The 26,035-nt window shown below is 37.3% G+C and carries 27 protein-coding genes; 21 read left to right on the top strand and 6 right to left on the bottom strand.

Annotated features, from left to right (window positions below):
- Positions 1–155: 155 nt before the first annotated feature.
- Together BANA01_RS06190 and BANA01_RS06195 are read left to right on the top strand one after the other, a co-directional pair.
- Positions 156–1,778 carry a putative polysaccharide biosynthesis protein gene (locus tag BANA01_RS06190; RefSeq protein ID WP_063252162.1) on the top strand — a complete coding sequence of 541 codons (1,623 nt, stop codon included), beginning with the start codon at positions 156–158 and terminating at the stop codon, positions 1,776–1,778.
- Positions 1,779–1,806: 28 nt separating this feature from the next.
- On the top strand, positions 1,807–2,526 hold the full coding sequence (locus BANA01_RS06195; RefSeq protein WP_063252164.1) for a pseudouridine synthase: 720 nt from the start codon (positions 1,807–1,809) through the stop codon (positions 2,524–2,526).
- A gap of 31 nt (positions 2,527–2,557) precedes the next feature.
- Here BANA01_RS06195 and BANA01_RS06200 read toward each other — a convergent pair whose 3' ends face one another.
- Positions 2,558–3,004, bottom strand: a complete 447-nt coding sequence (locus tag BANA01_RS06200; protein ID WP_235847073.1) for a Dps family protein — start codon at positions 3,002–3,004, stop codon at positions 2,558–2,560.
- Between the two features lie 189 nt (positions 3,005–3,193).
- Here BANA01_RS06200 and speD point away from each other — a divergent pair, with 189 nt between their 5' ends.
- Both speD and BANA01_RS06210 read left to right on the top strand, forming a co-directional pair.
- Entirely contained in the window at positions 3,194–4,000 is an 807-nt protein-coding gene (gene speD, locus BANA01_RS06205; RefSeq protein ID WP_063252165.1) for an adenosylmethionine decarboxylase, read from the top strand.
- A gap of 143 nt (positions 4,001–4,143) precedes the next feature.
- The gene (locus BANA01_RS06210; protein WP_063252167.1) at positions 4,144–4,869 is read left to right on the top strand and encodes an AAA family ATPase; all 726 of its coding nucleotides are present in this window, start codon (positions 4,144–4,146) and stop codon (positions 4,867–4,869) included.
- Positions 4,870–5,280: 411 nt separating this feature from the next.
- Here the strand turns inward: BANA01_RS06210 and BANA01_RS06215 are convergent, their stop codons facing one another.
- Complete coding sequence (locus BANA01_RS06215) at positions 5,281–6,615, bottom strand: amino acid permease (protein WP_063252170.1); 1,335 nt, start codon at positions 6,613–6,615, stop codon at positions 5,281–5,283.
- A gap of 176 nt (positions 6,616–6,791) precedes the next feature.
- Positions 6,792–7,013: a DeoR family transcriptional regulator gene (locus BANA01_RS06220; RefSeq protein WP_063252171.1), complete on the bottom strand. Its 222-nt coding sequence runs from the start codon at positions 7,011–7,013 to the stop codon at positions 6,792–6,794.
- A 448-nt stretch (positions 7,014–7,461) separates the two neighbouring features.
- On the opposite strand from BANA01_RS06220, the gene dat reads away from it, so the two are divergent.
- The 5 genes from dat to BANA01_RS06245 all read left to right on the top strand — a co-directional run bounded on the left by dat (position 7,462) and on the right by BANA01_RS06245 (position 13,107).
- Positions 7,462–8,331, top strand: a complete 870-nt coding sequence (gene dat / locus BANA01_RS06225) for a D-amino-acid transaminase (RefSeq protein WP_063252173.1) — start codon at positions 7,462–7,464, stop codon at positions 8,329–8,331.
- Positions 8,332–8,441: 110 nt separating this feature from the next.
- Complete coding sequence (gene thpR / locus BANA01_RS06230) at positions 8,442–9,008, top strand: RNA 2',3'-cyclic phosphodiesterase (protein WP_063252175.1); 567 nt, start codon at positions 8,442–8,444, stop codon at positions 9,006–9,008.
- Positions 9,009–9,037: 29 nt separating this feature from the next.
- On the top strand, positions 9,038–10,021 hold the full coding sequence (locus BANA01_RS06235) for a diacylglycerol/lipid kinase family protein (protein WP_063252176.1): 984 nt from the start codon (positions 9,038–9,040) through the stop codon (positions 10,019–10,021).
- Positions 10,008–12,155: a type I pullulanase gene (gene pulA, locus BANA01_RS06240; protein WP_063252178.1), complete on the top strand. Its 2,148-nt coding sequence runs from the start codon at positions 10,008–10,010 to the stop codon at positions 12,153–12,155. The genes BANA01_RS06235 and pulA overlap by 14 nt, the downstream gene beginning before the upstream one ends.
- Positions 12,156–12,333: 178 nt before the next feature.
- Entirely contained in the window at positions 12,334–13,107 is a 774-nt protein-coding gene (locus BANA01_RS06245) for a phosphotransferase family protein (protein ID WP_063252180.1), read from the top strand.
- Here the strand turns inward: BANA01_RS06245 and BANA01_RS06250 are convergent, their stop codons facing one another.
- Positions 13,108–13,386: a YtzH-like family protein gene (locus BANA01_RS06250; RefSeq protein ID WP_063252181.1), complete on the bottom strand. Its 279-nt coding sequence runs from the start codon at positions 13,384–13,386 to the stop codon at positions 13,108–13,110.
- A 139-nt stretch (positions 13,387–13,525) separates the two neighbouring features.
- Here BANA01_RS06250 and trmB point away from each other — a divergent pair, with 139 nt between their 5' ends.
- On the top strand, positions 13,526–14,167 hold the full coding sequence (gene trmB, locus BANA01_RS06255; RefSeq protein WP_063252183.1) for a tRNA (guanosine(46)-N7)-methyltransferase TrmB: 642 nt from the start codon (positions 13,526–13,528) through the stop codon (positions 14,165–14,167).
- A gap of 77 nt (positions 14,168–14,244) precedes the next feature.
- Positions 14,245–15,084: a YtnP family quorum-quenching lactonase gene (locus BANA01_RS06260; protein WP_063252185.1), complete on the top strand. Its 840-nt coding sequence runs from the start codon at positions 14,245–14,247 to the stop codon at positions 15,082–15,084.
- A gap of 48 nt (positions 15,085–15,132) precedes the next feature.
- Here the strand turns inward: BANA01_RS06260 and BANA01_RS06265 are convergent, their stop codons facing one another.
- Complete coding sequence (locus tag BANA01_RS06265) at positions 15,133–15,459, bottom strand: PepSY domain-containing protein (RefSeq protein WP_063252187.1); 327 nt, start codon at positions 15,457–15,459, stop codon at positions 15,133–15,135.
- A 166-nt stretch (positions 15,460–15,625) separates the two neighbouring features.
- Between BANA01_RS06265 and BANA01_RS06270 the strand changes: the two genes are divergently transcribed.
- The 7 genes from BANA01_RS06270 to murC all read left to right on the top strand — a co-directional run bounded on the left by BANA01_RS06270 (position 15,626) and on the right by murC (position 23,247).
- Positions 15,626–16,699: a M42 family metallopeptidase gene (locus tag BANA01_RS06270; protein ID WP_063252188.1), complete on the top strand. Its 1,074-nt coding sequence runs from the start codon at positions 15,626–15,628 to the stop codon at positions 16,697–16,699.
- A gap of 60 nt (positions 16,700–16,759) precedes the next feature.
- Positions 16,760–17,284, top strand: a complete 525-nt coding sequence (locus tag BANA01_RS06275) for a DUF84 family protein (RefSeq protein ID WP_063252190.1) — start codon at positions 16,760–16,762, stop codon at positions 17,282–17,284.
- 120 nt (positions 17,285–17,404) lie between these two features.
- Positions 17,405–17,917, top strand: a complete 513-nt coding sequence (locus tag BANA01_RS06280; RefSeq protein WP_063252192.1) for a hypothetical protein — start codon at positions 17,405–17,407, stop codon at positions 17,915–17,917.
- A 21-nt stretch (positions 17,918–17,938) separates the two neighbouring features.
- Positions 17,939–18,253 carry a thioredoxin family protein gene (locus BANA01_RS06285; RefSeq protein ID WP_063252194.1) on the top strand — a complete coding sequence of 105 codons (315 nt, stop codon included), beginning with the start codon at positions 17,939–17,941 and terminating at the stop codon, positions 18,251–18,253.
- A 78-nt stretch (positions 18,254–18,331) separates the two neighbouring features.
- Positions 18,332–19,150 carry a DUF1444 domain-containing protein gene (locus BANA01_RS06290; protein ID WP_063252196.1) on the top strand — a complete coding sequence of 273 codons (819 nt, stop codon included), beginning with the start codon at positions 18,332–18,334 and terminating at the stop codon, positions 19,148–19,150.
- A gap of 93 nt (positions 19,151–19,243) precedes the next feature.
- Positions 19,244–21,715 (top strand): DNA translocase FtsK, encoded by a 2,472-nt coding sequence (locus tag BANA01_RS06295; RefSeq protein ID WP_082799417.1) that lies wholly within the window; start codon positions 19,244–19,246, stop codon positions 21,713–21,715.
- A gap of 230 nt (positions 21,716–21,945) precedes the next feature.
- Positions 21,946–23,247, top strand: a complete 1,302-nt coding sequence (gene murC / locus BANA01_RS06300; RefSeq protein WP_063252198.1) for a UDP-N-acetylmuramate--L-alanine ligase — start codon at positions 21,946–21,948, stop codon at positions 23,245–23,247.
- 53 nt (positions 23,248–23,300) lie between these two features.
- Here the strand turns inward: murC and BANA01_RS06305 are convergent, their stop codons facing one another.
- Entirely contained in the window at positions 23,301–24,416 is a 1,116-nt protein-coding gene (locus BANA01_RS06305) for an aminopeptidase (protein WP_063252199.1), read from the bottom strand.
- A gap of 214 nt (positions 24,417–24,630) precedes the next feature.
- Between BANA01_RS06305 and BANA01_RS06310 the strand changes: the two genes are divergently transcribed.
- The 3 genes from BANA01_RS06310 to ytxJ all read left to right on the top strand — a co-directional run bounded on the left by BANA01_RS06310 (position 24,631) and on the right by ytxJ (position 25,909).
- Positions 24,631–25,092, top strand: coding sequence for a DUF948 domain-containing protein (locus BANA01_RS06310; RefSeq protein ID WP_063252201.1), 462 nt, complete (start codon positions 24,631–24,633; stop codon positions 25,090–25,092).
- 26 nt (positions 25,093–25,118) lie between these two features.
- Positions 25,119–25,487 (top strand): YtxH domain-containing protein, encoded by a 369-nt coding sequence (locus BANA01_RS06315; RefSeq protein ID WP_063252202.1) that lies wholly within the window; start codon positions 25,119–25,121, stop codon positions 25,485–25,487.
- 89 nt (positions 25,488–25,576) lie between these two features.
- On the top strand, positions 25,577–25,909 hold the full coding sequence (ytxJ, locus tag BANA01_RS06320; protein WP_063252204.1) for a bacillithiol system redox-active protein YtxJ: 333 nt from the start codon (positions 25,577–25,579) through the stop codon (positions 25,907–25,909).
- Positions 25,910–26,035 lie beyond the last annotated feature (126 nt).

Below are 26,035 nucleotides of genomic sequence, written 5' to 3' on the forward strand. Positions count from 1 at the left end.
CCATTATAAACACATTTTACGAAATTTAGCACGGCTGTTAGTGGCATCGAAGCAAAAAGAGATGTAAACTACTAATAGTGTGCAAAAATGTGTTTACCAAAAGTTTGCTCATACGCGCACAAACTTTTTCTTCACTGGGAAGGGATCCTAATCTTATGTCGTCGAAGCTTATAAGAGGAACGTTTATTTTAACATTGGGTACCATTATATCCAAGGTTCTTGGCTTATTATATGTTATACCCTTTTATCAAATTGTAGGCTCAGAAGGAACAGCATTGTACCAGTATTCTTATATACCCTACACGATCTTTATAAGTATAGCCACAGCTGGTGTACCGCTTGCTGTTTCAAAATTTATCTCAAAGTATAATGCACTTGAAGAATATGCTGTTGGGCGGAGATTGTTCAAATCTGGGCTAGTGATGATGCTTTTAACGGGAATCGTTTCATTTTTAATTTTGTATTTTTCAGCACCGTTAATAGCTGACATGATTATCTCAGATAAAGATGATGTCGAATCAAGGGTAAACGATATCATCACCGTTATCCGTGCGGTAAGTTTTGCATTGATTGTTATCCCATTTATGAGTTTAATTAGGGGATTTTTTCAAGGACATCAATCAATGGGACCATCTGCTGTTTCTCAAGTGGTTGAACAAATTGTTCGGATTACCTTCACACTTGCAGGAGCCTATATCGTCATAAACTTTTTAAATGGAAGTATAGTAACAGCCGTTAGTGTGGCGACCTTTGCTGCGTTTGTGGGGGCCATTGGCAGTTTAGTCGTTTTATTTTGGTACTGGTATAAACGAAAACCACATTTAGACCAGCTGCTTCAACACGATAAAGGAACTGTACAGGTATCATTAAAGGAAATCTATAAAGAAATTATTATATATGCAGCACCGTTTGTATTTGTTGGGGTTGCCAATCCATTATTTCAAGCCATTGATCAAGTAACTTTTACCCGTGCCATGGAGGGGATTGGTAATAGTTATAAGGTGGCGGAGGCAGCTTTCTCTATTTTAAATTTTGAATCACATAAAATCGTCATTATCCCTGTTTCTCTTGCGACAGGATTCTCATTGGCTCTGGTTCCAAGTATCACGAAGGCATTTGTAGAGGGGGATCGGAAAGCGTTAAAACAGCAATTAAATCAAACCTTTCAGGTCTTATTGTTCTTAACACTGCCGGCAGCGATCGGACTTTCTATATTAGCAGAGCCGATCTACACTATATTTTATGAGCATAAGGAGCTTGGATTCGAAGTACTACGAGCATATGCCCCAGTTGGTATTCTATTTTCATTATTTTTAGTAACGAGTTCCATTCTGCAGGGAATTAATGAACAACGATGGACTGTATTAAGCTTATTAGTAGGATTATTGATTAAATTGTCGCTAAATATTTCTCTCATTACTATGTTTGAAACAAGAGGCGCGGTGTACGCAACGGCCCTTGGCTACATCGGAGCGATTGTGATCCAATTACTTGTTATAAAAAATTATGCAAAATATCCATTCTTATTTGTTTGGAGAAGAAGCTTGTTAATCATTATTTTTGCTGGAATCATGTTGGCAGGTACCGAAATGGTTTATCAGCTGCTATTGTTAGTTCTAACTCCAGAAACAAAGCTTCAATCACTAGTAATGATCATTGCTTGTGCAGGCGTAGGGGCTGTTATCTATTTTTACCTAGGATTAAAATCAGGACTTGTAAACAGACTATTTGGAGACAGGGTTGACCGAATAAAGAAGAAATTAAGATTGACCAATTAAACTCCTAAAAATGAAGGAGGATGACGCTTTGAGAATCGATAAAATGCTCGCCAATTTAGGTTTTGGCAGCCGAAAAGAAGTAAAGCAGCTATTAAAAAGCGGAGCTGTTAAGATTGACGATGCGGTCGTGAAAGATCCAAAACAGCATGTAGATACAAATAAACAAAGTGTTACCTTAAATGGTGAAGTAATTGAGTATAAAGAATTTATCTATTTAATGATGAACAAGCCTCAAGGCGTACTGTCAGCAACAGAGGACAGCGCTCAGGAAACAGTTATCGATTTATTGGAATTAGAGGACCAAGTGTATGAGCCGTTTCCGGTCGGGAGATTAGACAAGGATACCGAAGGCCTATTACTGATTACAAATGATGGGCAATTAGCCCACAGGCTGTTGTCACCCAAAAAACATGTTCCGAAGACCTATTTTGCGGTGATTGACCAGGAAGTAACACAGGAAGACATAAAGGCATTTGCAGAGGGAGTCACCCTTGATGATGGGTACGAAACAAAACCAGGTGAGCTCAAAATTTTGAAGTCTGGTATTCGTTCAGACATCGAACTGACGATAACCGAGGGGAAGTTCCATCAAGTAAAAAGAATGTTTGAAGCAGTAGGAAAAAAAGTGGTCTATTTGAAGCGAATTACTATGGGACCATTACCTCTTGATGAGACCCTTGAATTAGGGGAGTATAGAGAACTAACGGACGAAGAAATAGAGCTACTAAGGAATTATCAAGTAAAGTAAAAAGGACAAGGCGACAGTCGCCTTGTCCTTTTTACGCTTGAAGAAAGGATGTTAACATCCAATTATGTTTGCTTAGTTTTTCAATTAATTCTGTGAACATGTCACTTGTTACTTCATCATTTACGTTTTCGGCAGCCACTTTACCTACCTTTAATTCAGAGATAAGCTGCGAGAAATCATTAACAACACTTTGTACCATCTCTTCTGCCGTCAGGTTCTCAGAAGTTTCTTCAATAGATGCATATAGGATGTATTCCTTTAATGTTGAAATTGGCTTTCCACCTGCAATTAATAACCGTTCGGCTAATTCATCGATCGTTCCTGCAGCCTCTTCATATAAGTCCTCGAATTTCGCATGTAGAGTGAAAAAGTTTGGTCCTTTTACATACCAGTGAAAACGATGGAGCTTTGTGTATATTACATTCCAGTTTGCGAGTTGCTGATTCATCACTTGTTCAAGAGTCATTGTTTGTGTCATCGTTTCATCCCTCCTAATTTCTTATCTGTAATAATTATAACATATATCATTTGAAAGTAAATATTAAATTATAATAATTATAAATAAGGGTCGAAGGGAACTTTTATATAAGTAACAATTAAAAAAATGGGTATTATAAAAATATTTACTACTCTGTACGCATTTGAAAATCCAAAAGGGGGAAGCTGCATGAAACTTTCACACAAAGAGACCATTGAACTACATGGCTTTAACAACTTGACCAAATCATTGAGTTTTAATATGTACGATATTTGTTATACACGATCAAGGGAAGAGCGTGAGGCATATTTAAAGTATATCGATGAACAATATAGTGCCGAAAGACTGCAAAAGATATTAACACATGTATCTGATATTATTGGGGCTCATGTATTAAACGTTGCAAGTCAAGATTTTGAGCCGGCTGGAGCAAGTGTAACGCTTCTCGTATCAGAGGGGCCAGTCGAAAATGCCCCGTCAGAGCATTTTGAGGAATCACCAGGACCGTTGCCGGAATCGGTTGTAATGCAGTTAGATAAGAGTCATATCACGGTTCATACATACCCTGAATATCATCCAGATGAAGGAATCAGCACTTTTAGGGCGGATATTGACGTATCAACGTGCGGGGAAATATCACCGCTTAAGGCACTGCATTATCTGATTCGTTCGTTTGAAACTGACGTGATGACAATAGATTATCGTGTTCGTGGATTTACAAGAGATAAGGATGGATATAAATTATTTATTGATCACGAAATCAGCTCCATTCAGAATTATATACCTGATGACGTTGGCGAACTATTCGACATGATTGATGTAAATGTGTATCAAGAAAATATTTTCCATACAAAGTGTAAACTTCGCGAATTTGATTTAAACAATTATTTATTTGGCTATAAGAAAGAAACGTTACAACCAGAAGAGTTAATTGAAATTACTGAAAGAATAAAACTAGAAATGGATGAAATCTTTTATGGGAAAAATATGGTGTAATGCATGACAATTCTATTGTTAACATTATTATGGAGAACAGTAGCCAAAAGGAGAGTGCGCAGCTTTGCAAAAAAGTAAGGCTGCTTTTTTGCGATGATGGTGTAAAATGGAATTCATAAGATTTTATTTAGTAGGAGAATATTATGTTTTTAAATAAAGTGACATTATTAAAAGAAAAGATTCCATCCTTTAACCTCTACCCCTTTTCTATACCAGCAATTGAGAGCCTTGTAGAGATTAAAATAGAAAGAAACGTCACCTTTTTTGTAGGAGAAAATGGGTCGGGTAAATCTACTTTATTAGAAGCAATAGCAGACAAATGTGGCTTTAATACAGCTGGTGGCGGAAGAAATAATTCTTATGAAGTGTATGAAACAGATTCTGATCTTAGCCAATTCATAAGGCTTTCCTGGATGCCAAAAGTAACGAATGGTTTCTTTTTACGGGCAGAATCATTTTATCATTTTGCTACCCATATTGATGAGGTGGATGAGAACGGATTTAAACATTACGGTGGAAAATCGTTGTTACAACAATCACATGGAGAATCTTTTTTGTCACTATTTTTAAACCGATTTAATGGGGAAGCAATTTATTTGTTAGATGAACCGGAGGCTGCATTATCTCCTGCAAGGCAATTGACCCTTTTAAAAATCATTCATGACCTCGACTCACGAGGTGACTCCCAGTTTATCATTGCCAGTCATTCTCCTATACTATTGGGTTATCCAGAAGCAGACATTTATAGCTTCGACAATGATGAAATTTCAAAGATAAACTATGAAGAAACAGATCATTACAACATAACAAAATACTTTTTAGAAAATAGAAAGAGATTTCTTCATGAGCTTTTTAAAGAAGACGAATAGCTCTAGCAAAAAGCAGGGATACCCAAATGAATAATAAAGGGTTCCGTTTGAGAAAACTCACTCTCTTAAAGTTAAGATGTCTCGTTTTTAATCGAGTAACCAGCAAAAGAAAATAAGCGGAGATTTTCCGCCTATTGCAGAATGGAACTTGTTTTGGGGTAAATAAACGGAGGTTTTCCGCTTAAGCAAAGCAAAAACCCCCATTTTCCAATTTTTCGAGCCCATAGGCGGAATCTATCCGTCTATTTTAGCCTTTTTTATACTAATTACTAATTAAGCGGAATTTCTACGGCTATTTATCAACTCAGGTGCTTAACCCCATCCCTTCCCAACCAATAAATAAAGAAAAAGACGTATGAAAATTCATACGTCAATTCACCCGAAAATGGAACCCTTTATAATGAATGGATATCACTTCTTTTTTGCTTTTAATGAAAGAACTACCAGTATTCCCACTATTAAAAGAGAAACGGTTGAGCCTATTATATTGTTTGGCGTTAAAATAAAACCAATAAAAATTAAACTTAATACTACTATAGCGATAATCGTTGTATATGGAAACCATTTAACCCTAAAAGAAGGCGTAACCTTATACTGCGGTCTCAGCTTTAAATGGGCTGAACAAATTCCTATCCAAACTATCATAATTGTGAAGCCAGGGATCGTCATAAGGTAACTAATGATATTACTAGGACTAATATAGGCAAAGAATACACCAACTAATAGACAGAGACTGGTAATCATAAGACCAATAAAAGGAATTCCGTTACTAGAGGTTCTCATTAATCCTTTAGGAGCAACTCCGCTTTTAGCCATAGAAAATAGTGTTCTCGATGTTGCATAGATCCCTGAGTTGGCGGCTGAAAGAACGGCTGTTAATAGAATGAAATTCATTACATGTGCTGCTCCAGGAAGTCCAGTCATAGTAAAAACTTGAACAAATGGACTTTCTTGACCATTAACAGAATTCCAAGGCATAATACCACAAATAATTAAGATCGGAAAAATATAAAAAATAATAACCCGCCATACTGCACCCTTAATAATACTTGGCATAACTCGTTCAGCGTCCTTCGTTTCAGTCACAGCAACCCCAATTAACTCAGCACCGCCATATGAAAACATAACGACCAAAAAGGCACTTAGCATCCCACTGACACCGTGCGGGAAAAATCCGCCATGTGCAGTATAGTTTGCTAATGGATCCCCAATATCACTTGGAAAAACTCCAAAAATGATAAGAGCGCCCAAAAAGATAAAAGCGACTAACGCGATTATTTTTATCCCTGCAAACCAAAACTCGAGCTCACCATAATATTTTACCGGGAATAAATTAATCCCAATAATGACTGCAGCACATATTAGGCTAAGAAGCCATAATGGTATCGATGGATACCAAAATTGCAGAAAACTTCCAGCTGCTAATAATTCAACCGTGATAACAATGGTCCAGTTAATCCAATATAACCAGCCCGTGATAAATGACAGCTTAAAACCAAAAGCTCGATAAAGAAGCAGCTGTACATTATGATTGGGAAAAGCAATAGCCATCTCACCTAAAGCAGCCATGACGATAAACAATAATAGCCCGCCAATAAGATAGGTAAAGATAACACTAGGCCCAGCGATATTTAACGTATCGGAACTACCTTTGAAAATTCCTGTACCAATCATGCCGGCTAAGGCAATAAACTGGACATGCCTTGGCAGTAATCCTTTTTTTAGTTCATGATGATTATTTTCCATGTTGTCCTACCTTTATTTAAAAAGTTTTCACTATCTTACGTAAACGCTTTTAAGCGCTAAAGTATTATACTAATATATCATAATATACTAGATATTCAACCCTATTTTACAAATAAAAGCAAGCACGCACGCGAGATATTCGCGTGCGTGCTTGCTTTTATTTGTTTATCCATATATTACGAAGACATCTTTACTTTTTTTTGTGTGGTCGTCCATTTTCCGCGGCTTGGGCTTATTACCAAGTCATTATAGGCTAAAACATTTAAATCTCGTTGTATGGTGCGAGGAGTGATACCAAATTCCTCTACAAGTTCTTGCGTCGTGACTGTGCCCTTATTACGAATAAACATGTAGATGCATTTGATGCGGTTTAACATCCGGTTAGTTGAAGGTTTCAAAGAACCACTCCCTATCCTTTTATAAAAACCTAGTGTCTATCCCTCTACCGACAGCCTCTTTGATTAGTATGTAATTTTCTTCCCGCAGACAACTCCTTTTATTAATAGATAGTTGCAGTGGATACCCCGATGACTTACATTTATTGTACCCACAATTTCTGAAAATTTCCACCATTAGCGAAATATTTACATAAAAAACATAACTTCGTAACAATAATTGTTCGGTTATTCTCCTCCCTTACTTGATTCTTACTATAGTCTATGGATGTAAATGTTAAGTTTATGACAAATTAATTGAATTTTTTGTAAATTAACACCCTTTCGACGTAAAAGTGCTAATGGAAAATATTTCGTTTTTAAACAGAATCTTGATAAGATAATGGCGGGATATCAAAATATTGAAATTGTTCCGTTGGCTCAATAAGACTAACTAAAGGGGGACTAAAGAATGGAATATGCTTTATTAAATGGGGAGATTATAGACCGGTCGGAAGCAAAGGTTGATGTAGAAGACCGTGGTTATCAGTTTGGCGATGGTGTGTACGAAGTTATCCGTGTTTATAATGGAAAAATGTTTACACTAACTGAACATTTAAAACGATTCGCTAATAGTGCTGAAAGTATAGGGATTTCTATACCATTTTCGATTGTAGAATTAACGGAAATGTTAGAAGAACTATTACTGAAAAACAATTTGCAAACAGGAAATATCTATATGCAGGTGACCAGAGGAACTGCGCCTCGGAATCATTTGTTTCCAACAGGAAATGTTCCACCAACACTTGTAGCCTATACAATTAAGGGAGTACGACCTTTGGAAAACCTCAAGTCTGGAGTAAAAGCAATCTTAACAGAGGATATTCGCTGGCTTCGCTGCGATATAAAAAGTTTAAATTTACTAGGTAATCTTTTAGCTAAACAAAAAGCAAGCGAGCAAGGCTGTTTTGAGGCGATTCAGCACCGCGGCCAGGATGTCACAGAAGGAAGCTCTTCAAATATCTTTATTGTAAAAAATGGGACAGTCATAACCCATGAGTCGAACCATTTAATCCTAAAAGGAATTACAAAAGATGTGATAGTAGATCTCTGTAAGAAAAATAATATCCCAGTACTTGAACGGACTTTTTCACTTGCAGAACTTGGGGAAGCAGATGAAGTATTCTTATCGAGTACAACAGCGGAAGTAATGCCGGTAATTGAAATTGACGGAAATAAAATTAAATCCGGAAATCCGGGTCCACTAACTCGAAATTTGCAAGAATTTTTTAAAAAAGAAATTGAAAAACAATGTGGAGTACTTGTTAATAACGGAATCTAGCATAGAAACGTGCAACGGAAAAAATCTGGTGCACGTTTCTATTTTTATTAACCTATATAATACATACAAGTTGGAAAAAATAGTCTAAAATAAGAAAAGGAATGATAAATATGAACAAACAAACACATTTTTTCTTTGCGATAAAAATTCCGCAAGAAACAAAGCTGATCTTGAAAGAAAATAGGGAGAGGTTAAAAGAGTTTCTCCCATTCAGCCGCTGGGTTCACCATGAAGATTTGCATATAACATTAGCTTTTCTAGGAGATGCCCCTTCTGAAAAACTTACTAGCGCGATGGAGAACGTTCAAGCAGCATTAAGCGGGACAAAAGGATTTATATTGAAAATAAACAGGCTTGGAATCTTTGGTAAACAAGATTCACCGCGGATTTTTTGGGCAGATACAAATGAAAGTAAAGAATTGCAGGTCGTTAGAAAAAAAGTATTTTCCGCATGCTTAGAGGCTGGTTTTCAACTTGAAACAAGACCCTTTAAACCCCACCTCACCCTTGCACGTAAATGGACAGGGGACAAACCTTTTCAGCAAAATCTCCTTAATGTATGGGATAAGCTTCAGCCAGAGCCGCTTTTATTTAAAGTGGATGAGGTTGTTTTATACCAAACACATCTTGATAAAACACCGAAATACGAGGAAAAAACAATATACAAATTGGAATAAGCGACAAATTAACGTAAAAGGTTGGTTGTATGAAACAAATCTATTTTATTATCAATCCAAAAGCGAGAAATGGATACTGCTTAAATGTATGGAGGAAACTTGAAACAAAACTACTCGAAGATAAAATCCCTTACTTGGCCTTCTTTACGGAATACCCTGGTCATGCGATCAAATTAGCGTCGCAAATTGCTGCAAAAGACCATGAGAAAAAAGTCATTATTGCCGTTGGCGGGGACGGAACCATGCACGAAGTCGTGAATGGAATTGTAAAATATAACAATATTACTCTTGGTTTCGTACCAGGAGGATCTGGAAATGACTTTTCTCGGGGCTTTCAAATTCCCTCAGACCCAGAAGAAGCTTTATCGGTTATTCTTCGGCTGATAAAAAAGGAAGCAACAATCATTGATATTGGAATGGTCACGATGAAGGATCATTCAGAAACCTATTTTATTAATAATATGGGTGCTGGGTTCGATGCATTAATTTCCCATGAGGTAAACCATTCTAAAGTTAAAGCTTGGCTCAATAAACTGTCTTTAGGCCGGTTGGTATACGTGTATTTTTTACTAAAAAAACTATTTTCTTATAAATGCGCAACAATTGATTTATCAATTGACGGCAGAAGGCATATACTTGAACAAACATGGTTTGTAACTGTTTCCAATCAGCCCTATTACGGGGGAGGTATGATGATTGCACCTGGTGCGATCCCCGATGATGGACTCTTAGATATTACGGTAGTCCATAGTTTGTCAAAATGGAAGCTATTATTGGTTTTTATTAGCGTATTTTGGGGTAAGCACATTCAATTTAAAGAGGTACAGACCTTTAAGGGAAGAATCGTTTTCATTCAATCTTCAGCTTCCTTATATGTCCATGCTGATGGTGAGGATAAAGGATACACTCCTTTAAATATCCATGTTCAAACAAAAAAACTAAAGGTTTTAACGAGGGTGGGAAGTATGCGAGAAACTGTTCTGAAAGAGAGGGACTCGAATGAACTCCAATGACCGTATTTTCCTAGCTTATTTAGATGAGATGGATATCATTACGATTCTTCTGCCACTTTCCTATCATCAAGGTTTGTCTTCCACTTTCACGATCACTGATGAGATGCAACATGTTAGAACTTTGCAAATTATCAAGAAGCAGCAAATTGAAAATCATAATAAATATATTTGTCGGCTGGCTGAGGAAATTACTTTTGGTCATTCCTACTGGATTATGGATGAGCATGGTGGAAGAACTGATCTTCAAATAGGTGCAGTAATACGAACACCTGCATTTGATGACCGTTTTTTCTATGGTGGAAACGACCTTGGTGTGAAATGCAGCGATCATCAAACGGGGTTTAAACTTTGGGCACCAACAGCCACACAAGTAAAATTAAAATTACGAAATCCAATCAGTTCTTACTCAAAAATTGTCAAGATGAAACGCGAGAATAAAGGTGTTTGGTCAGTAGTCATTCACGAGGATTTAGAACTTTATCAGTATACCTTCCTAATCCTTGTCAACCAGGAATGGAGAGAATCGATAGATCCTTATGCTGTTGCTGTTACGGCGAATGGGGAACTAGGGGTTATTGTGAAGCTGGAGAAAACGCGGAGGAAAAAGCCTTCATTACCTCCATTTGAATATCCAGTTGACGCCATTATTTATGAAACGCATATCAGGGATTTCACCATCCATCAAAATAGTGGTGTAAAGAATAAAGGTCTTTATTTAGGGGCAAGTGAGTTAAACACAAAAGGAAAAGACACTGAGCCAACAGGACTTTCTTATATAAAGGATTTAGGTATAACTCATATTGAATTTCTGCCATTCAATGATTTCGCCGGAGTAAATGAATTGGAGCCAAATAAAGACTATAATTGGGGTTATAACCCCATACACTTTAATGTACCAGAAGGTTCCTATTCCACAAATCCATCCGATCCCTACGCCCGAATTATAGAATTGAAGCAATTGATTGATGCCATTCATGGACAAGGAATAAGGGTTATTATGGATGTAGTATACAATCATGTCTACATTCGCGAAACATCTTCCTTTGAAAAAGTTGTTCCGGGATATTATTTTCGACATAACGAGCTTGGCTTTCCTTCGAATGGTACAGGAGTTGGAAATGATATTGCCTCAGAGAGGAAAATGGTAAGAAAGTTCATCGTTGATTCTATCCGTTTTTGGATGGAGGAATATCATATTGATGGTTTTCGTTTCGACCTAATGGGGATTTTGGATGTTGAAACCATGAAGGAAGTTAGGAAAACTTGTGATAGCATTCAAGAGGGAACCCTAATTATCGGAGAAGGCTGGAACCTAAATACCCCGCTTCCCATTGATAAAAAAGCCATTATTCGTAATCACACAAAGCTCCCTGACATCGGTCAATTCAATGATAAATTTCGTGATACGATAAAGGGAAGTACTTTTAATTTGTATGATAAAGGATACGTATTAGGGAATGAGCATTATTATGAAGGTGCTATCGATGTTATTACTGGAAGCATTGGATTAAATCAAGAAGCTGGCGGCCTCTTAACTGAACCTTCTCAGTCGGTAAATTACGCAGAATGCCATGATAACCATACCATTTGGGATAAACTTGTTTCTTGTCTTCCAGATTTAGATGATGCACTTCATATGAAATATCATAGGCTTGCAACTGGTCTTGTACTATTATCCCAAGGGATTCCTTTTCTGCACAGCGGTCAGGAATTCTTCCGGACAAAACGAGGCGATGGGAATAGTTACAAATCACCAGATCATATTAACCAGCTTGATTGGGATCGGAAGCACCTTTATCAGGATAATGTTAATTATATAAAGGGATTGATTCAGATCCGTAAAGAAATGCCTTGCTTCCGAATGAAAAGTGCTGATGAAATTCGAGCAAATACTCATCTTTTACCGCTGCTTTCGCCACTAATTGGAGTTTACTATCAGTGTTTAAGTAATGATATTAGTGAAGTTCTTCTACTCATCAACCCTTTAAGGACAAAGCAATTAGTTGAAATACCAGATGGCATCTGGACAGTAATCGCCAATGATAAAGATGCGGGAATTTCTTCCACTCAAAAGGTGGAAGGAAAAGAAATAGTACTAGAACCAGTTTGCTTAACCATTCTAGTAAAAAAATAGTTTGGTCAGATGTACTTGACGACTAAAGCTAATTGGAGATAAAATTTAGTAAGATGGCTATTGTGTGTTATTGTCCAATAGCTTTTTTTATTTTTCTAAAATATTTTTCTTAATTAAACTACTAAATGGTGTTTTGAGAGACCCATTTGAGAACGGCATAAATTGAAGGTGAACAATTTTGGAACATATATTAGGACAAGAATGGGAGATTGTCCCTGCGGGGGGCGCAACGGGAGAAGCCTTTTATGCTAGCTATGAAGACCAAAGGCTTTTTCTAAAACGCAATTCCTCTCCTTTTCTAGCAGTTTTATCTGCAGAAGGAATCGTCCCAAAGCTTGTTTGGACAAAACGATTGGAAAACGGAGATGTGATTACGGCACAGCAATGGCTCCCTGGACGTGAATTAAAGCCACATGATATGAACCATGAACGTGTTGCTAGGATGCTCAGGAAGATTCACCGCTCTGAACCAATGGTTGGGATGTTAAGCAGGCTTGAAAAGCAGCCTTTACAGCCAGATATGATATTTCAATCTGTTGTTGAGCTCTTGGATGAAGAAGTGTTATCATTCCCTGTTGTAAAAAAAACGTTGAATTTTCTATTAGAAGAGGCAGCAAATGTCTTCAGTAATGAGAAAGTCGTTTGTCATGGTGATGTCAACCATAACAACTGGCTGCTTACGGAAGACAACCAGTTGTATTTAATTGACTGGGATGGTGCGATGATTGCAGACCCAGCGATTGATCTTGGTATGCTTCTTTATTTGTACATTCCGGAGACTAATTGGGATAGCTGGTTATCGATGTATGGAAAACCGTTAACAGAAAACCTAAAGCTTAGAATGAAATGGTATGTTGCACTTCAAACTCTATCTTCCATTCAATTTTACAAAAATAAAGACCGGCTTCACGAAATGGATAAGTGGATTGCCTTTTTAGATGAGCTTTTGTAATCAGGAATACGTGTCTATATTAGACACCCACTGTGATAAATTACCTTGATTGGAAAGAATATGCTCGTCTAAATCTGCAGTTTGGGCGCCGTACTGACTGTAATTGTATACCTCCTGCAATATGCTTTTAACATTTTGGTCAATCTGTGTATTCACCATTAAAGACTTTACTAATCGTTCCAATTGTTCACATTCTGAAACAGACCCACAGCAATCGGTTTGATGATTATTTAATATATCTTTTAGTAATGAAACTTGGTCCTGATGACTTAATGGCATGTTGGTACACCCTTTCAAGTGAAAATAAAAAAGAATTCACAGTTAGGTTGTGAATTCTTTTTTTGTTTATACATTAATGGGGAACCCCATTATTACCAATAATAAAAAATAATATCTTTATTAGGAGTGGCAAAGAAAAATGAGACTTAGGCATAAACCTTGGGCGAAGGAAATGATTGAGAACCATCCACAATATATTGTCGCAAATCCAGAAAATTATAAAGGAAAGTGGCATGAAGTTTTTCATAATGAACAGCCTCTTCACATTGAAGTTGGAACAGGAAAAGGCCGCTTTATAACAGAAATGGCAAAGGCACATCCCGATATAAATTATATAGGCATAGAACTTTACGACTCCGTTATTGTTGCTGCTTTAGAACGATTAATTGAAGCCGATTTGCCAAATTTAAGATTACTCAATGTCAATGCCAGCGATTTAAGTGATTACTTTGCAAAGAATGATGTAGACAGAGTCTATCTGAATTTTTCAGACCCATGGCCTAAGAGCCGCCACGAAAAAAGAAGGCTAACTTATAAGGACTTTTTGAAGCTTTACGAAAATATTCTGGTGGATAAAGGTGAAATCCATTTTAAAACAGATAATCAAGGCTTGTTTGAATATTCATTGAAAAGTTTTTCCGAGTATGGATTATTATTAACTTTCCTTAGCCTTGACCTTCATAAAAGTGATTATGAAGGAAATATCATGACAGAGTATGAACAAAAGTTTTCCGAAGCGGGTAAACGAATTTACCGCTGTGAGGTAAAATATCAAAACTAATGTCCCAGACAGTCTATTAAAAGACTGTCTTTTTTGTATATGTTAAAATATAACTAATAAATCAAAGGGGGAAAGAAATGGAGACGTTAAAAATTGGCAGGATTCAGCTTACTTGGTTAGCAGGTGGAATTACAAACTTAGATGGCGGCGCAATGTTCGGAGTCGTTCCTAAACCGCTATGGTCCAAAAGATATCCGCCTAATGAAAACAATCAAATTGAACTCCCTACCGATCCAATCTTAATTCAAATGGATGGCATGAATATTTTGGTAGAAGCAGGACTTGGAAAAGGAAAATTATCTGAAAAACAACTTAGAAATTTTGGCGTTACCGCACAATCTAACGTGGATAGCTCTTTAAAACAATTAGGATTAAACCCAGAAGATATCGACTATGTTTTAATGACCCATATGCATAACGATCATGCTGGCGGTCTGACAAAATTGGAAGATGGTTTTTATCAATCAGTCTTTTCTAAAGCTAAGATTATTACCTCCACTATTGAATGGGATGAAATGAGGAATCCGAATATTCGTTCCAAAAGTACATATTGGAAGGAAAATTGGGAAGCAATTGAATCGCAAGTGATTCCTTTTGGTGAAAAGTGGAGTCTAGGAGCGCTCAGTATGTATCATACTGGCGGTCATAGCAATGGACATTCTATTCTTGTTATTGAGGATGAAGGGGAAATGGCCATCCATATGGCTGACTTAATGCCTACGCATGCGCATAAAAACCCACTTTGGGTCATGGCTTATGATGATTATCCAATGGACTCGATTGCCGCCAAAGAAAAATGGAGTACCTATGCATTGGATAAAGAGGTTTGGTTTACTTTTTACCATGATGCATTTTATCGTGCGGTAAAATGGGGGGCAGATGGTCAAATTCTGAACAGTATAAAGAGGATAAAATAAGGTCACGATAGTAAAAAGCCGTACCTCTTTGGATACGGCTGCTGTTTATTATAGGGCTGGCTCTGTAGTTGACTTTACGTCAATCAGTGTTCCGGTCGTTGCATCCGCAATAAATTCGAACTGTTCATTTACTCCATTTTGAATTTTAGAAATCCCGCCCTTATAAACTTGATATTTGATGTCGTGCTTCTCAAAAGGCTCCGTGATCATATGGATCCAAGAGCCATTAATGGGTCCGTTTTGATTGAATTGTTTTTTTACGTTTTCTAAAACCTTTTCAGGTGAAACATAGGTTTTCTGTGAAATGACTTCCTTGACTGCATATCCGCTTATTACTCCGACTGCAGCTCCAAGGAGAAATGATTTCCAGTTCATAATGCACCTCCGGATATTCAAATTGCTATTATTTCCAGTATATCTCATTTAATAAAAAGAACATAATAAATCCTTAAGACAAATTAATTGTTGTTAAGAGAACTAATAGTTCAGTAAGATAAAAATATACATATTGTTATTAGACCATTAAAGGGGGAAATTTATTTTGAATGAGCAGACATTAAATTTATTTAAAACGTTAACAGAGCTTCCGGGAGCACCGGGAAATGAGCATTTAGTTAGAAACTTCATGAGAGAGCAATTATCTCAATACGCGGATGAAATCATTCAGGACAAATTAGGCAGTATTTTTGGTGTTAAAAAAGGTACTGAAAATGGACCAAGAATAATGGTTGCTGGTCATATGGATGAAGTTGGTTTTATGGTAACGGCGATTACGGATAATGGAATGCTAAGGTTTCAACCGCTTGGAGGCTGGTGGAGTCAGGTCTTATTGGCGCAGCGTGTTCAAGTGATGACAAATAATGGGCCAGTTATTGGTGTCGTAGGCTCCATTCCTCCTCACCTATTGGATGAGGCCAAGCGTAGCAAACCTATGGAAATGAAAAATATGCTAATTGATATTGGTGCGGATGACCGTGAGGACGCAGAACGAATTGGTATTAGACCTGGTCAAGCCATCCTGCCTATTTGTCCTTTCACACCGATGGCGAATGAAAAGAAGATACTAGCAAAGGCTTGGGATAACCGCTATGGTTGCGGGCTTGCGGTCGAATTACTTCAAGAAGTAAAAGATGAAACTTTGCCAAATATTCTTTATTCCGGCGCAACCGTCCAAGAGGAAGTAGGTTTACGCGGCGCACAAACAGCTGCCAACATGATTAACCCTGACATCTTTTTTGCGTTAGATGCGAGCCCGGCTAACGATATGTCAGGAAGTAAATCGGAATTTGGTCAATTAGGTAAAGGCGCACTCCTCCGAATTCTTGATAAATCAATGGTGACCCACCGTGGAATGAGGGAGTTTATTCTTGATACTGCAGAAACAAATAAGATTCCTTATCAATACTTTGTTTCACAGGGCGGCACGGACGCAGGACGCGTTCATCAATCTAATGAAGGTGTTCCAAGCGGCGTAATCGGTATTTGTTCTCGTTACATTCATACTCATGCTTCGATCATTCATATCGATGACTATGCAGCTGCTAAAGAACTCATTGTAAAACTCGTAAAAGCTTGTGACCAAACAACAGTGGATACCATTAAAGCAAACAGTTAATTTTTACAAAGGGGAGGCATGATATGCCTTCTTTTTATATGGGGTAGGAGAGGTTGTAAAATGAAAATTATTATTGGTTCAAATAATCCTGCTAAAGTGGCTGCGGTAAAAAATGCATTTCATTATCAACAAACGGAGTTTCTTTCGTTGGATATCCCATCGGGCGTGAGTGAGCAGCCTTTTTCAGATGACGAGACCATTAAGGGAGCTATTAATCGTGCTGTTGGTGCTTTGGAAATGGGAAACGGAGATATTGGAATCGGGCTAGAGGGCGGTGTACAAGAATCGGCCCAAGGTTTGCTGCTATGTAATTGGGGGGCGCTAGTCTCAAAAAATATGGAACCCATTATTGCCGGCGGAGCCAGGTTTCTACTTCCTCTAGAGATTGCGGATCGATTAAGAGCAGGAGAAGAACTTGGACCCATTATGGATGATTATGCAAAGAAGGAAAACGTGCGAAAGAAGGAAGGGGCAGTTGGTATCTTTACCAATGGATTGATTAACCGTTCAGAGATGTTTTCACATATTATGAACCTCCTGGTTGGTCAATATCACTATCAAAAAGCCACTAGGAAGCAGGATTAGTTTCAAATAAAAGAATTCATTCTTCTTTCGACAACAAAAATCGACAAAAGACTTGTCTAATGAACATTAGGGAAGGTATGATATAGATAGGACAATTGTCATATTAGGAGGCGAAGAAAGATGAAATTCTTTAATGCCATTTTGATCATAATCTTATCTATACTCTTACTAAGTGCCTGTGGCAAGTCGAATTTTAAAGCCGAAAGCAAAGAAACGATTGGAACAGTGAAAGAAGCACTTAATGAAAAAGCGAAAAAAACAAACAAAAAAAGCGGAGATATTAATTTTTATTTACCATTTGGGTATGAAATCGAAGACGAGTCTCCAAATAATATCATTTTGAAAAATGGATCTAAACAATATATTCTTTTTAATAATCCGCAAGAAAATAAAGTGAGCGATGTAGTTTACAAATCAACCGTTGCGCAAAATAAGAACCTGGATATTAATCAACAATTTAAGAAAAGTGACCAGTTTGGCTACCTAATCATCAAGAAACTAGACGAAGATATGAATGAAATGACTATAGGTATTGGTGGAACAAAGATTACAACATTGATTAAAACAAGCAGTATGAAAAATGAAGCTGCAGTGATGACACAAATCGTTAAATCAGTTGTAAATGTGGATTAATAATAAAGGAGGGTATTTCTTTTGAAAAACTTAGCGTCTATGGAGCAATTCGAACAACTCCGTGATGGAGGAAAAACAATATTCATGTTCTCGGCAAACTGGTGTCCAGATTGTCGGATTATCGAACCCATACTTCCAGAAATAGAAGAAAAGTTTAGTGAATTTACTTTTATTCATGTTGATAGGGACGAATTTATTGAGTTATGCCAACAGTTGGATGTATTCGGTATTCCAAGCTTTATTGCATTTGAAAATGGGAAAGAGCTTGGCCGCTTTGTTAGTAAGGACCGGAAAACGCAAGAGGAAATAGAAAGATTTATTAACGATCTAAAATAATACAGTCATACTCCTCCATCTTTTTTGAGATGGAGGATTTTTTAATGTACAATTGGATGGTAGGCTGGAGGGATAAAGATGAAGATGGATAGCATTAAAATGAAAAGAGAATTAGAAACACGCTTAGCTGCGGCCGATCGGCAAATCACGTATGATCGTGAAAAGGATCAATTACGTATTGAACATAAAACCCTTGGAAAAGGAATAACGGTAACTCTGGGGGGGATTGTTGCAAAGTGGCATTCAGAGAAGGAAAAGGCCATTGACGAAGTGGTTTATTATGTAGAAGAGGGACTAAGGGCCATGACGGATACAGTCCAGTTAACAGACCATGAGAAAAAGATTTTTCCGGTTATTCGCTCGACATCATTTCCTATCGAATCAGAAGAAGGTGTTCACTTTTTAACGGAGGAGCACACTGCGGAAACAAAAATCTTTTATGCCTATGATATGGGCACAACGTACCGATTAATTGATTCCCGTATCATGGAAAAAGAAGGATGGCAGGCAAACCGCATTAAAGAAATCGCCTTATTTAATGTGAGGTCACTAAGGACATCTTTAAAAGAAGATCAAGTAGCAGGTAATACCTTTTATTTTCTGAATTCAAACGATGGCTATGATGCAAGCAGAATATTAAATAAAGGCTTTTTAAATGATATGCAGAAAAAAATTACAGGGACTATGGTCCTTGCTGTACCACATCAGGATGTATTAATCATTGCGGATATTCAAAACAATACGGGATATGATGTTTTGGCACAAATGGCGATGAGCTTCTTTGCTAATGGACGCGTACCAATAACAGCTTTATCATTTTTGTATGAGGATGGAGAATTAGAACCAATTTTTATATTAGGTAAAACACGAAATGAAGACGGAAAAGGATCACGGTAAGTGGTCTTTTTTGCTTATTCTTAGATTTTTTGTCGAAAATTTTATAATAACTGTTAAAATAGATTGATAGAAATAGTAGAAAGAGTGATAGTTTTGAGCTGGATCCAAAACTTTTTTCAAAGGTTTATAAAGGACAATCAGGATGAATATGCTGAATATGACATACATAACAAGAAACTGGATAGGTCGCTGCCTCATAAGATAATTGAGGGCAGTTATCATCTAGATACGAAAATTTCATATCAGTATCCAAAAGGTAAACGACAATTGTATGTGCAGCCAGAGGTTCCAACTATAAAACCTGAAAAAAACAATCGTCAAAAAAGGGTAGAGCAGCGTTCGCGTTCTGAAGTAAAAAGCTCAGAAATTAGAAATTCTGACAGTAAAAGCTCAGACACAAAGACAGGGGAGGTAAATAACAAAATTATACCTCCAATTAAGAAAAAACCGTTCCAACTGACTGAAGTTCCTTCACCTATTTATGGGTTTAGCAGACCTGCTAAATCATCAGAATCCATTGTCGAGCATGAGTTAAGCCATTTTCTTGATGACGATTCTGATAAACTATTAGTTTCAATTATGGCGGCAGAGCAAAATTCAATGCCCGAAGTGGAACTCGCTGCCTTGGAGACGGCTGTTGCGATACCGGAAGCAAATGAACTCATTGAAGAGGTTCCAGTAATTGAAGTGCTTCCATCAAATGAAGAGGTTTCAGTAATTGAAGTGCTTCCATCAAATGAAGAGCTTCCAGTAATTGAAGTACTTCCAGCAAATGAAGAGCTTCCAGTAAATGAACCAAAGGTAGAGGAACAAACACCGGATTTAAGAGAAATAAAAGCCCGAAAACGCTCCCATCTTCCTTTCAATGTAATGATGCTAAAACAGGATAAGGTAAAATGGGAGGAAAGAAAAAGCAGAAGATCTTTACCAGAGGAAATAGGCAGGGGTAAGGAAGAAACAAACGAAGTAAAGATAAAGCCGGGCAATCTTGAATTAAATGAAGAAAATCCAATTGACCTTCCTGAAGATGAAGTCATCGTTAATAACCCAGTAACTGTTCAACCTGAACTCAAAGTTGAATCGCTGCCGGCTACAAGTAACAACGTAAAAGTGGAGTCAAATGTTGAATCAGGTTCAAATTTATATGAATTTCCAAAGATGAACTTGTTAAAACCTCCTGTAATTGTTGAAGATGATACAGAATGGTTACTCTACCAAGAAGAATTATTAAACCAAACGCTGCAGAATTTTAATGTTGGTGCGAGTGTTGTAAATGTAACTCAAGGACCAGCTGTGACTCGTTTTGAAGTCCAGCCAGAGCCCGGTGTAAAGGTAAACAAAATTACAAATTTAAGCGATGATATTAAACTAAGCCTAGCGGCCAGAGATATCCGAATTGAGGCACCTATTCCAGGTAAACATACGATAGGTATTGAGGTGCCAAATCAAAAATCACGTCCTGTGTTAATCAACGAAATTATTCAGAGTCCAGTGTTTCGTGAATCGGCTTCTCCGTTAACAGCGGTACTAGGTCTCGATATTTCCGGTAAACCCATCGTGACAGATTTAAAAAAAATGCCTCATGGATTAATCGCTGGAGCAACAGGTTCTGGTAAGAGTGTATGTATTAACACAATCTTAGTAAGTTTATTATTCAAAGCAAGTCCGGAGGATTTAAAACTATTATTAATTGATCCTAAAATGGTAGAGCTTGCTCCCTATAATCGAATTCCACATTTAGTCAGCCCGGTCATAACGGATGTAAAAGCTGCCACAGCGGCTTTAAAATGGGCTGTAGAGGAAATGGAGAGACGGTATGAGTTATTCGCACATACAGGAGTTCGGGACATAAATCGTTTTAATGAGCTCGCCATCATGCATAAACAATACGCTGATAAACTTCCTTTTATTGTCATTGTTATTGACGAATTAGCTGATTTAATGATGGTATCGCCCGCCGATGTTGAAGAAGCAATTTGCAGAATTGCGCAAAAGGCAAGGGCATGTGGAATTCATTTAATTGTGGCTACGCAAAGACCGTCAGTAGATGTTATTACTGGATTAATTAAAGCTAATATTCCAACGCGAATTTCCTTTTCTGTGTCTTCACAGGTCGATTCCCGCACCATTATAGATATTAGCGGGGCCGAAAAATTACTGGGCCGAGGAGATATGCTCTTTTTAGAGAATGGCTCATCAAAACCGGTCCGTCTTCAAGGAACTTTTGTTTCGGATGAGGAAATTGATCTTGTGGTCGGGCATGTAAGAGAACAACGTGAGCCTGATTACCTGTTTGAACAAGAGGAATTATTAAAAAAGACACAGGTAACAGAAGATGAAGATGAGCTGTTTTACGAAGCATGTGAATTTATTATCGAACAAGGGCTGGCGTCAACCTCAAGCTTACAAAGGAGATTTAAAATCGGCTATAACCGTGCTGCAAGATTAATGGATATGCTCGAATCAAATGGATTTATTACTAGTGCAAACGGCAGTAAGCCCCGCGAAGTTTTGATTACGTTGGCAGACTTGGAGTCTTTGCAAGATACTGGTACAATAAACTAATCTTACGTATCCTTTGTTAAGGAAAAGCAAAAAATATATTGTTAATAAAAGTATCAAATAGTTTTTATTGATGAACAATGATATAATACTTAAATGTGAATCACTCATATATTTTTACACATTAACAAGTTAAAGCGTTAAGGCGCTCAGCCTTTCGTTTTAAAAATTAGCATTTCAAGATAGATGTCATATACTGTTTTACAGATAGACGTTGGTTGGAGGTTCTTTATATGACTATTTACCATTTTGTAGGTATAAAGGGGTCAGGAATGAGTGCATTAGCACAAATTCTCCATGATATGAATTTCGATGTACAAGGCTCCGATGTCGAAAAGCGCTTTTTTACTCAACTGGCCCTTGAAAAATCAGGAATAAAGATTCTCCCCTTTCAAAAGGAAAACATCAAACCGGGGATGACTATTATTGCTGGAAATGCATTTCCTGATACTCATGAGGAAATTCAAGAGGCTATGAAGCTCGGGCTGCCGATTATCCGTTACCACCGATTTTTAGGCGATTTTATGCAAAGTTTTACAAGCGTGGCTGTAACTGGTGCACATGGTAAAACGTCTACAACGGGTCTGCTTGCCCATGTTATTAAAGGAGCAAAGCCGACTTCGTTTTTAATTGGTGATGGTACAGGCAAAGGCGAAGAAGGCTCGAAATATTTTGTTTTTGAAGCATGTGAATACCGTAGACATTTTTTGTCCTATTTTCCTGATTATGCGATTATGACAAATATAGATTTTGATCATCCGGATTATTTTGCCAATATTGATGATGTTTTTTCTGCATTCCAAGAAATGGCAGTTCAGGTTAAGAAGGGGATATTCGCACATGGAGATGATGAACAGCTTCAGAAAATCCAGGCAAAAGTCCCTGTATTGTTTTATGGATTCGGTGAGGAGAACGACTACCAAGCCAAAAATCTGGTGAAAAGTACGAGTGGTACAACATTTGATGTCTTTATTCGCAATACATTTTATGATACATTTACCATTCCTACTTTCGGTGAGCATAGTGTTTTAAATGCACTTGCTGTTATAGGTGTTTGCCATTACGAAGAAATTGATGTTTCGATTGTTAAGGAACAATTGGATACCTTCCAAGGTGTGAAAAGAAGATTTTCTGAAAAAAGTATCGGTTCACAAATATTGATTGATGATTATGCGCATCACCCAACAGAAATTAAAGCGACCATCGATGCAGCCAATCAAAAATATCCAGATCGAGAAATTGTAGCCGTGTTTCAGCCTCATACGTTTTCGAGAACGCAGGCATTTCTAGAGGATTTTGCAAAAAGTTTGAGACTTGCAGATAAGACGTACTTGTGTGAAATTTTCGGCTCTGCTAGAGAAAATCATGGGAAGCTGACGATCAAAGATCTTCAAACAAAAATTGAAGGTGCAGAAATTTTATCGGAAGAAAATACATCCCTGCTTGAGAAACATAAAAATAGCGTCATTATCTTCATGGGTGCAGGGGATATCCAAAAATTCCAAGCATCCTATGAAAATCAGTTAACCTTGTAAAAAACAAAGGATGTCAGTCCAGCTGACATCCTTTGTTTTTTATTTTTTACTTTTTATTTTAAATTTTCAGGGTTAAGACCTTCCAGTTCTGGAATAACGAACAGACCGTCTTTACGGATTAACACATCATCAAAATAGATTTCGCCCCCTCCATATTCTGGACGCTGAATGTTAACCATATCCCAGTGAATATTTGAATGGTTTCCGTTAAAGGCCTCATCATAGCATTGACCTGGTGTAAAGTGGAAGCTGCCTGCGATTTTCTCATCAAATAAAATATCCTGCATTGGATTTAAGATGAATGGGTTAACGCCGATAGCAAATTCTCCAACATAACGTGCTCCTTCATCAGTATCGAATATTTTGTTGATTCGCTCAGTATCGTTGGCAACAGCCTCTACGATTTTACCATCCTTAAAGGTTAACTTTACATTTTCAAAAGTAAAACCTTGGTAAGGTGATGGAGTATTATAAGAAATCACTCCATTAACTGAATCACGTACGGGTGCACTATATACTTCCCCATCAGGGATATTGGCGTGACCTGCACACTTTATAGCAGGGATATCTTTTATAGAGAAGGTAAGGTCTGTTCCTGGTCCTGTTAGACGAACCTTATCTGTCCGGTTCATCAATTCCACAAGACCGTCCATGGCTTGATCCATTTTTCCATAATCCAAATTACATACATCAAAATAGAAGTCCTCAAATGCCTCGGTGCTCATTTTAGCCAGCTGAGCCATATTAGATGTTGGGTAGCGGAGAACAACCCATTTTGTTTTAGGCACTCGGATATCTCGATGAACCTTCTTTCCAATGGTATTGCCATGAATTTTAATCTTATCGTCTGGAACATCTGCCTGCTCATTTATGTTATCACCAGAGCGCAGTCCTATGTATGCATCCATTTTGCCCATAACATTTGCTTCAAAATCTGCCATCATATTGAACTGCTCTTCTTGGGCTCCAAGTAATAATGCCCGATCGACTTGTTGATCTTTTAATAGTACAAATGGATATCCACCAGCTAAATAAGCTTCCTTAACGAGTGCTGTAACAAGCTCGCGCTGCAGACCAAAGTTTTCGATTAATACCTTTTCACCCTTTTTCAGTTCTACTGAGTAGTTTATTAGGTTTTTTGCTAGTTTTTCGATACGCGGATCCTTCATGCTTATCCCTCCAAAACAAAAAATGTAAATCCATCCTCTATTGTAACCGATTCCTTAGAAAGTGAGAAATATTCAACTTAATAAGAAAACGTATTGTAATCCTTTGCAGGAAAATGAGACAATCATATTGAAGTAGTATAAGATACCTATTTAGGTTTAACACATCCTTAGATAGGTAATACATAAAGGTATAAAAAGCGGAGGTAAAAAACATATGGAAATTATTTTATACTTAAGTGTCGCTTTAATCGCGATTGCATTTTTAGTACTAGTCATCTACCTGGCAAGAACGCTTAACTCTCTTCAAGAGACTCTTTCCAGCGTTTCAACCACTCTCACAGGATTAGAAAAACAATTGGATGGAGTCACTAAAGAAACAACTGAACTCTTACAGAAAACCAATGCATTAGCAGATGATATTCAGGAGAAATCTCAGAATTTAAATAGTGTAGTCTCTGCTGTAAAAAATGTAGGGACTACGGTAAATAAGTTCAATGGCACCTTAAAAACGTTAACTGAATCTTTTGATATACAAGTTGAAGAAAATAAAGAAAAAATTTCACAAATCGTGCAATGGAGTAATGTTTTCATTGAACTAAAGGATAAATGGAATGCTAAGAAGCAAGAAAAAAAAGCCACTCATGTGGAGGAGATTAAGAGAGTTAGGTCGCACTAATCTATTATATGAGGGAGGAATCCAGAATGAGCAGTAAGGATTATGAAATGCGAGAAACAAAACAACAAAACAAAAGTGACTCATCCAGCAGTTTTTTATTAGGAGCATTTATCGGCGGACTAGTAGGTGCAGCTGCAGCCATTTTCTTAGCCCCTAAATCAGGCAGAGAGCTAAGAAGTACACTTAACACCCAAGCGGGTACGTTAAAGGAAAAAACGGTCCAGCTGATGAATAAAACAAAGGCACCAGTTGAAGTAGAAGAAGATCATTATATTCCAATTGGTGATTCGCCAAAAGCAACTAGTAAAGATTCAGTTGATGAACTTTCCGTTAGAAAAAAATTAGAAGAAGCAAAAAAAGCCTTTGAAGAGGAAGAATATAAAGTAACACATTGATAGAACAATCGAAAAATAATTCAATTATTTGTATCAAAAACGGTGAAGTGATAGAATGACTTCACCGTTTATTATTGGGAGGAAACAATATGTTGAAAAAAATTGATACATTAGAACAGTTTGAAGATTTATTGAAGAAAGAGGACAAATTTTTTATCTTAAAGCATAGTCTAACTTGCCCAATTAGTCATGCAGCCTATCAGGAGTATGAAAAATACGCAGGCGGGGATCAAGGAATACCGACGTATTATTTAGCTGTGCAAGATGCACGCCCTTTATCAAATGAAATTGCTGAGAAATTTGAAATTAAACATGAATCTCCTCAGGCACTATTGATTAAGAAAGGTGAGCCTGTCTGGAATGCTTCTCATTGGAAGATTACAAACAAATCTTTAACTAGTGCAACAAATGAAAATTTATAGTACCTTTTTTACTGTCATGCATACAATAATTTATTATAAAACCGATTTGCTTTAGCGCTTAAAAGCGTTTAATCATTAAAGAAAAAAGGCGTGACAAAAAAGCTCTTATCAGATATAATAAAGCCT

The organism is Neobacillus niacini NBRC 15566 (genome assembly GCF_001591505.1).
Taxonomy (GTDB): Bacteria; Bacillota; Bacilli; order Bacillales; family Cytobacillaceae; genus Neobacillus; species Neobacillus niacini.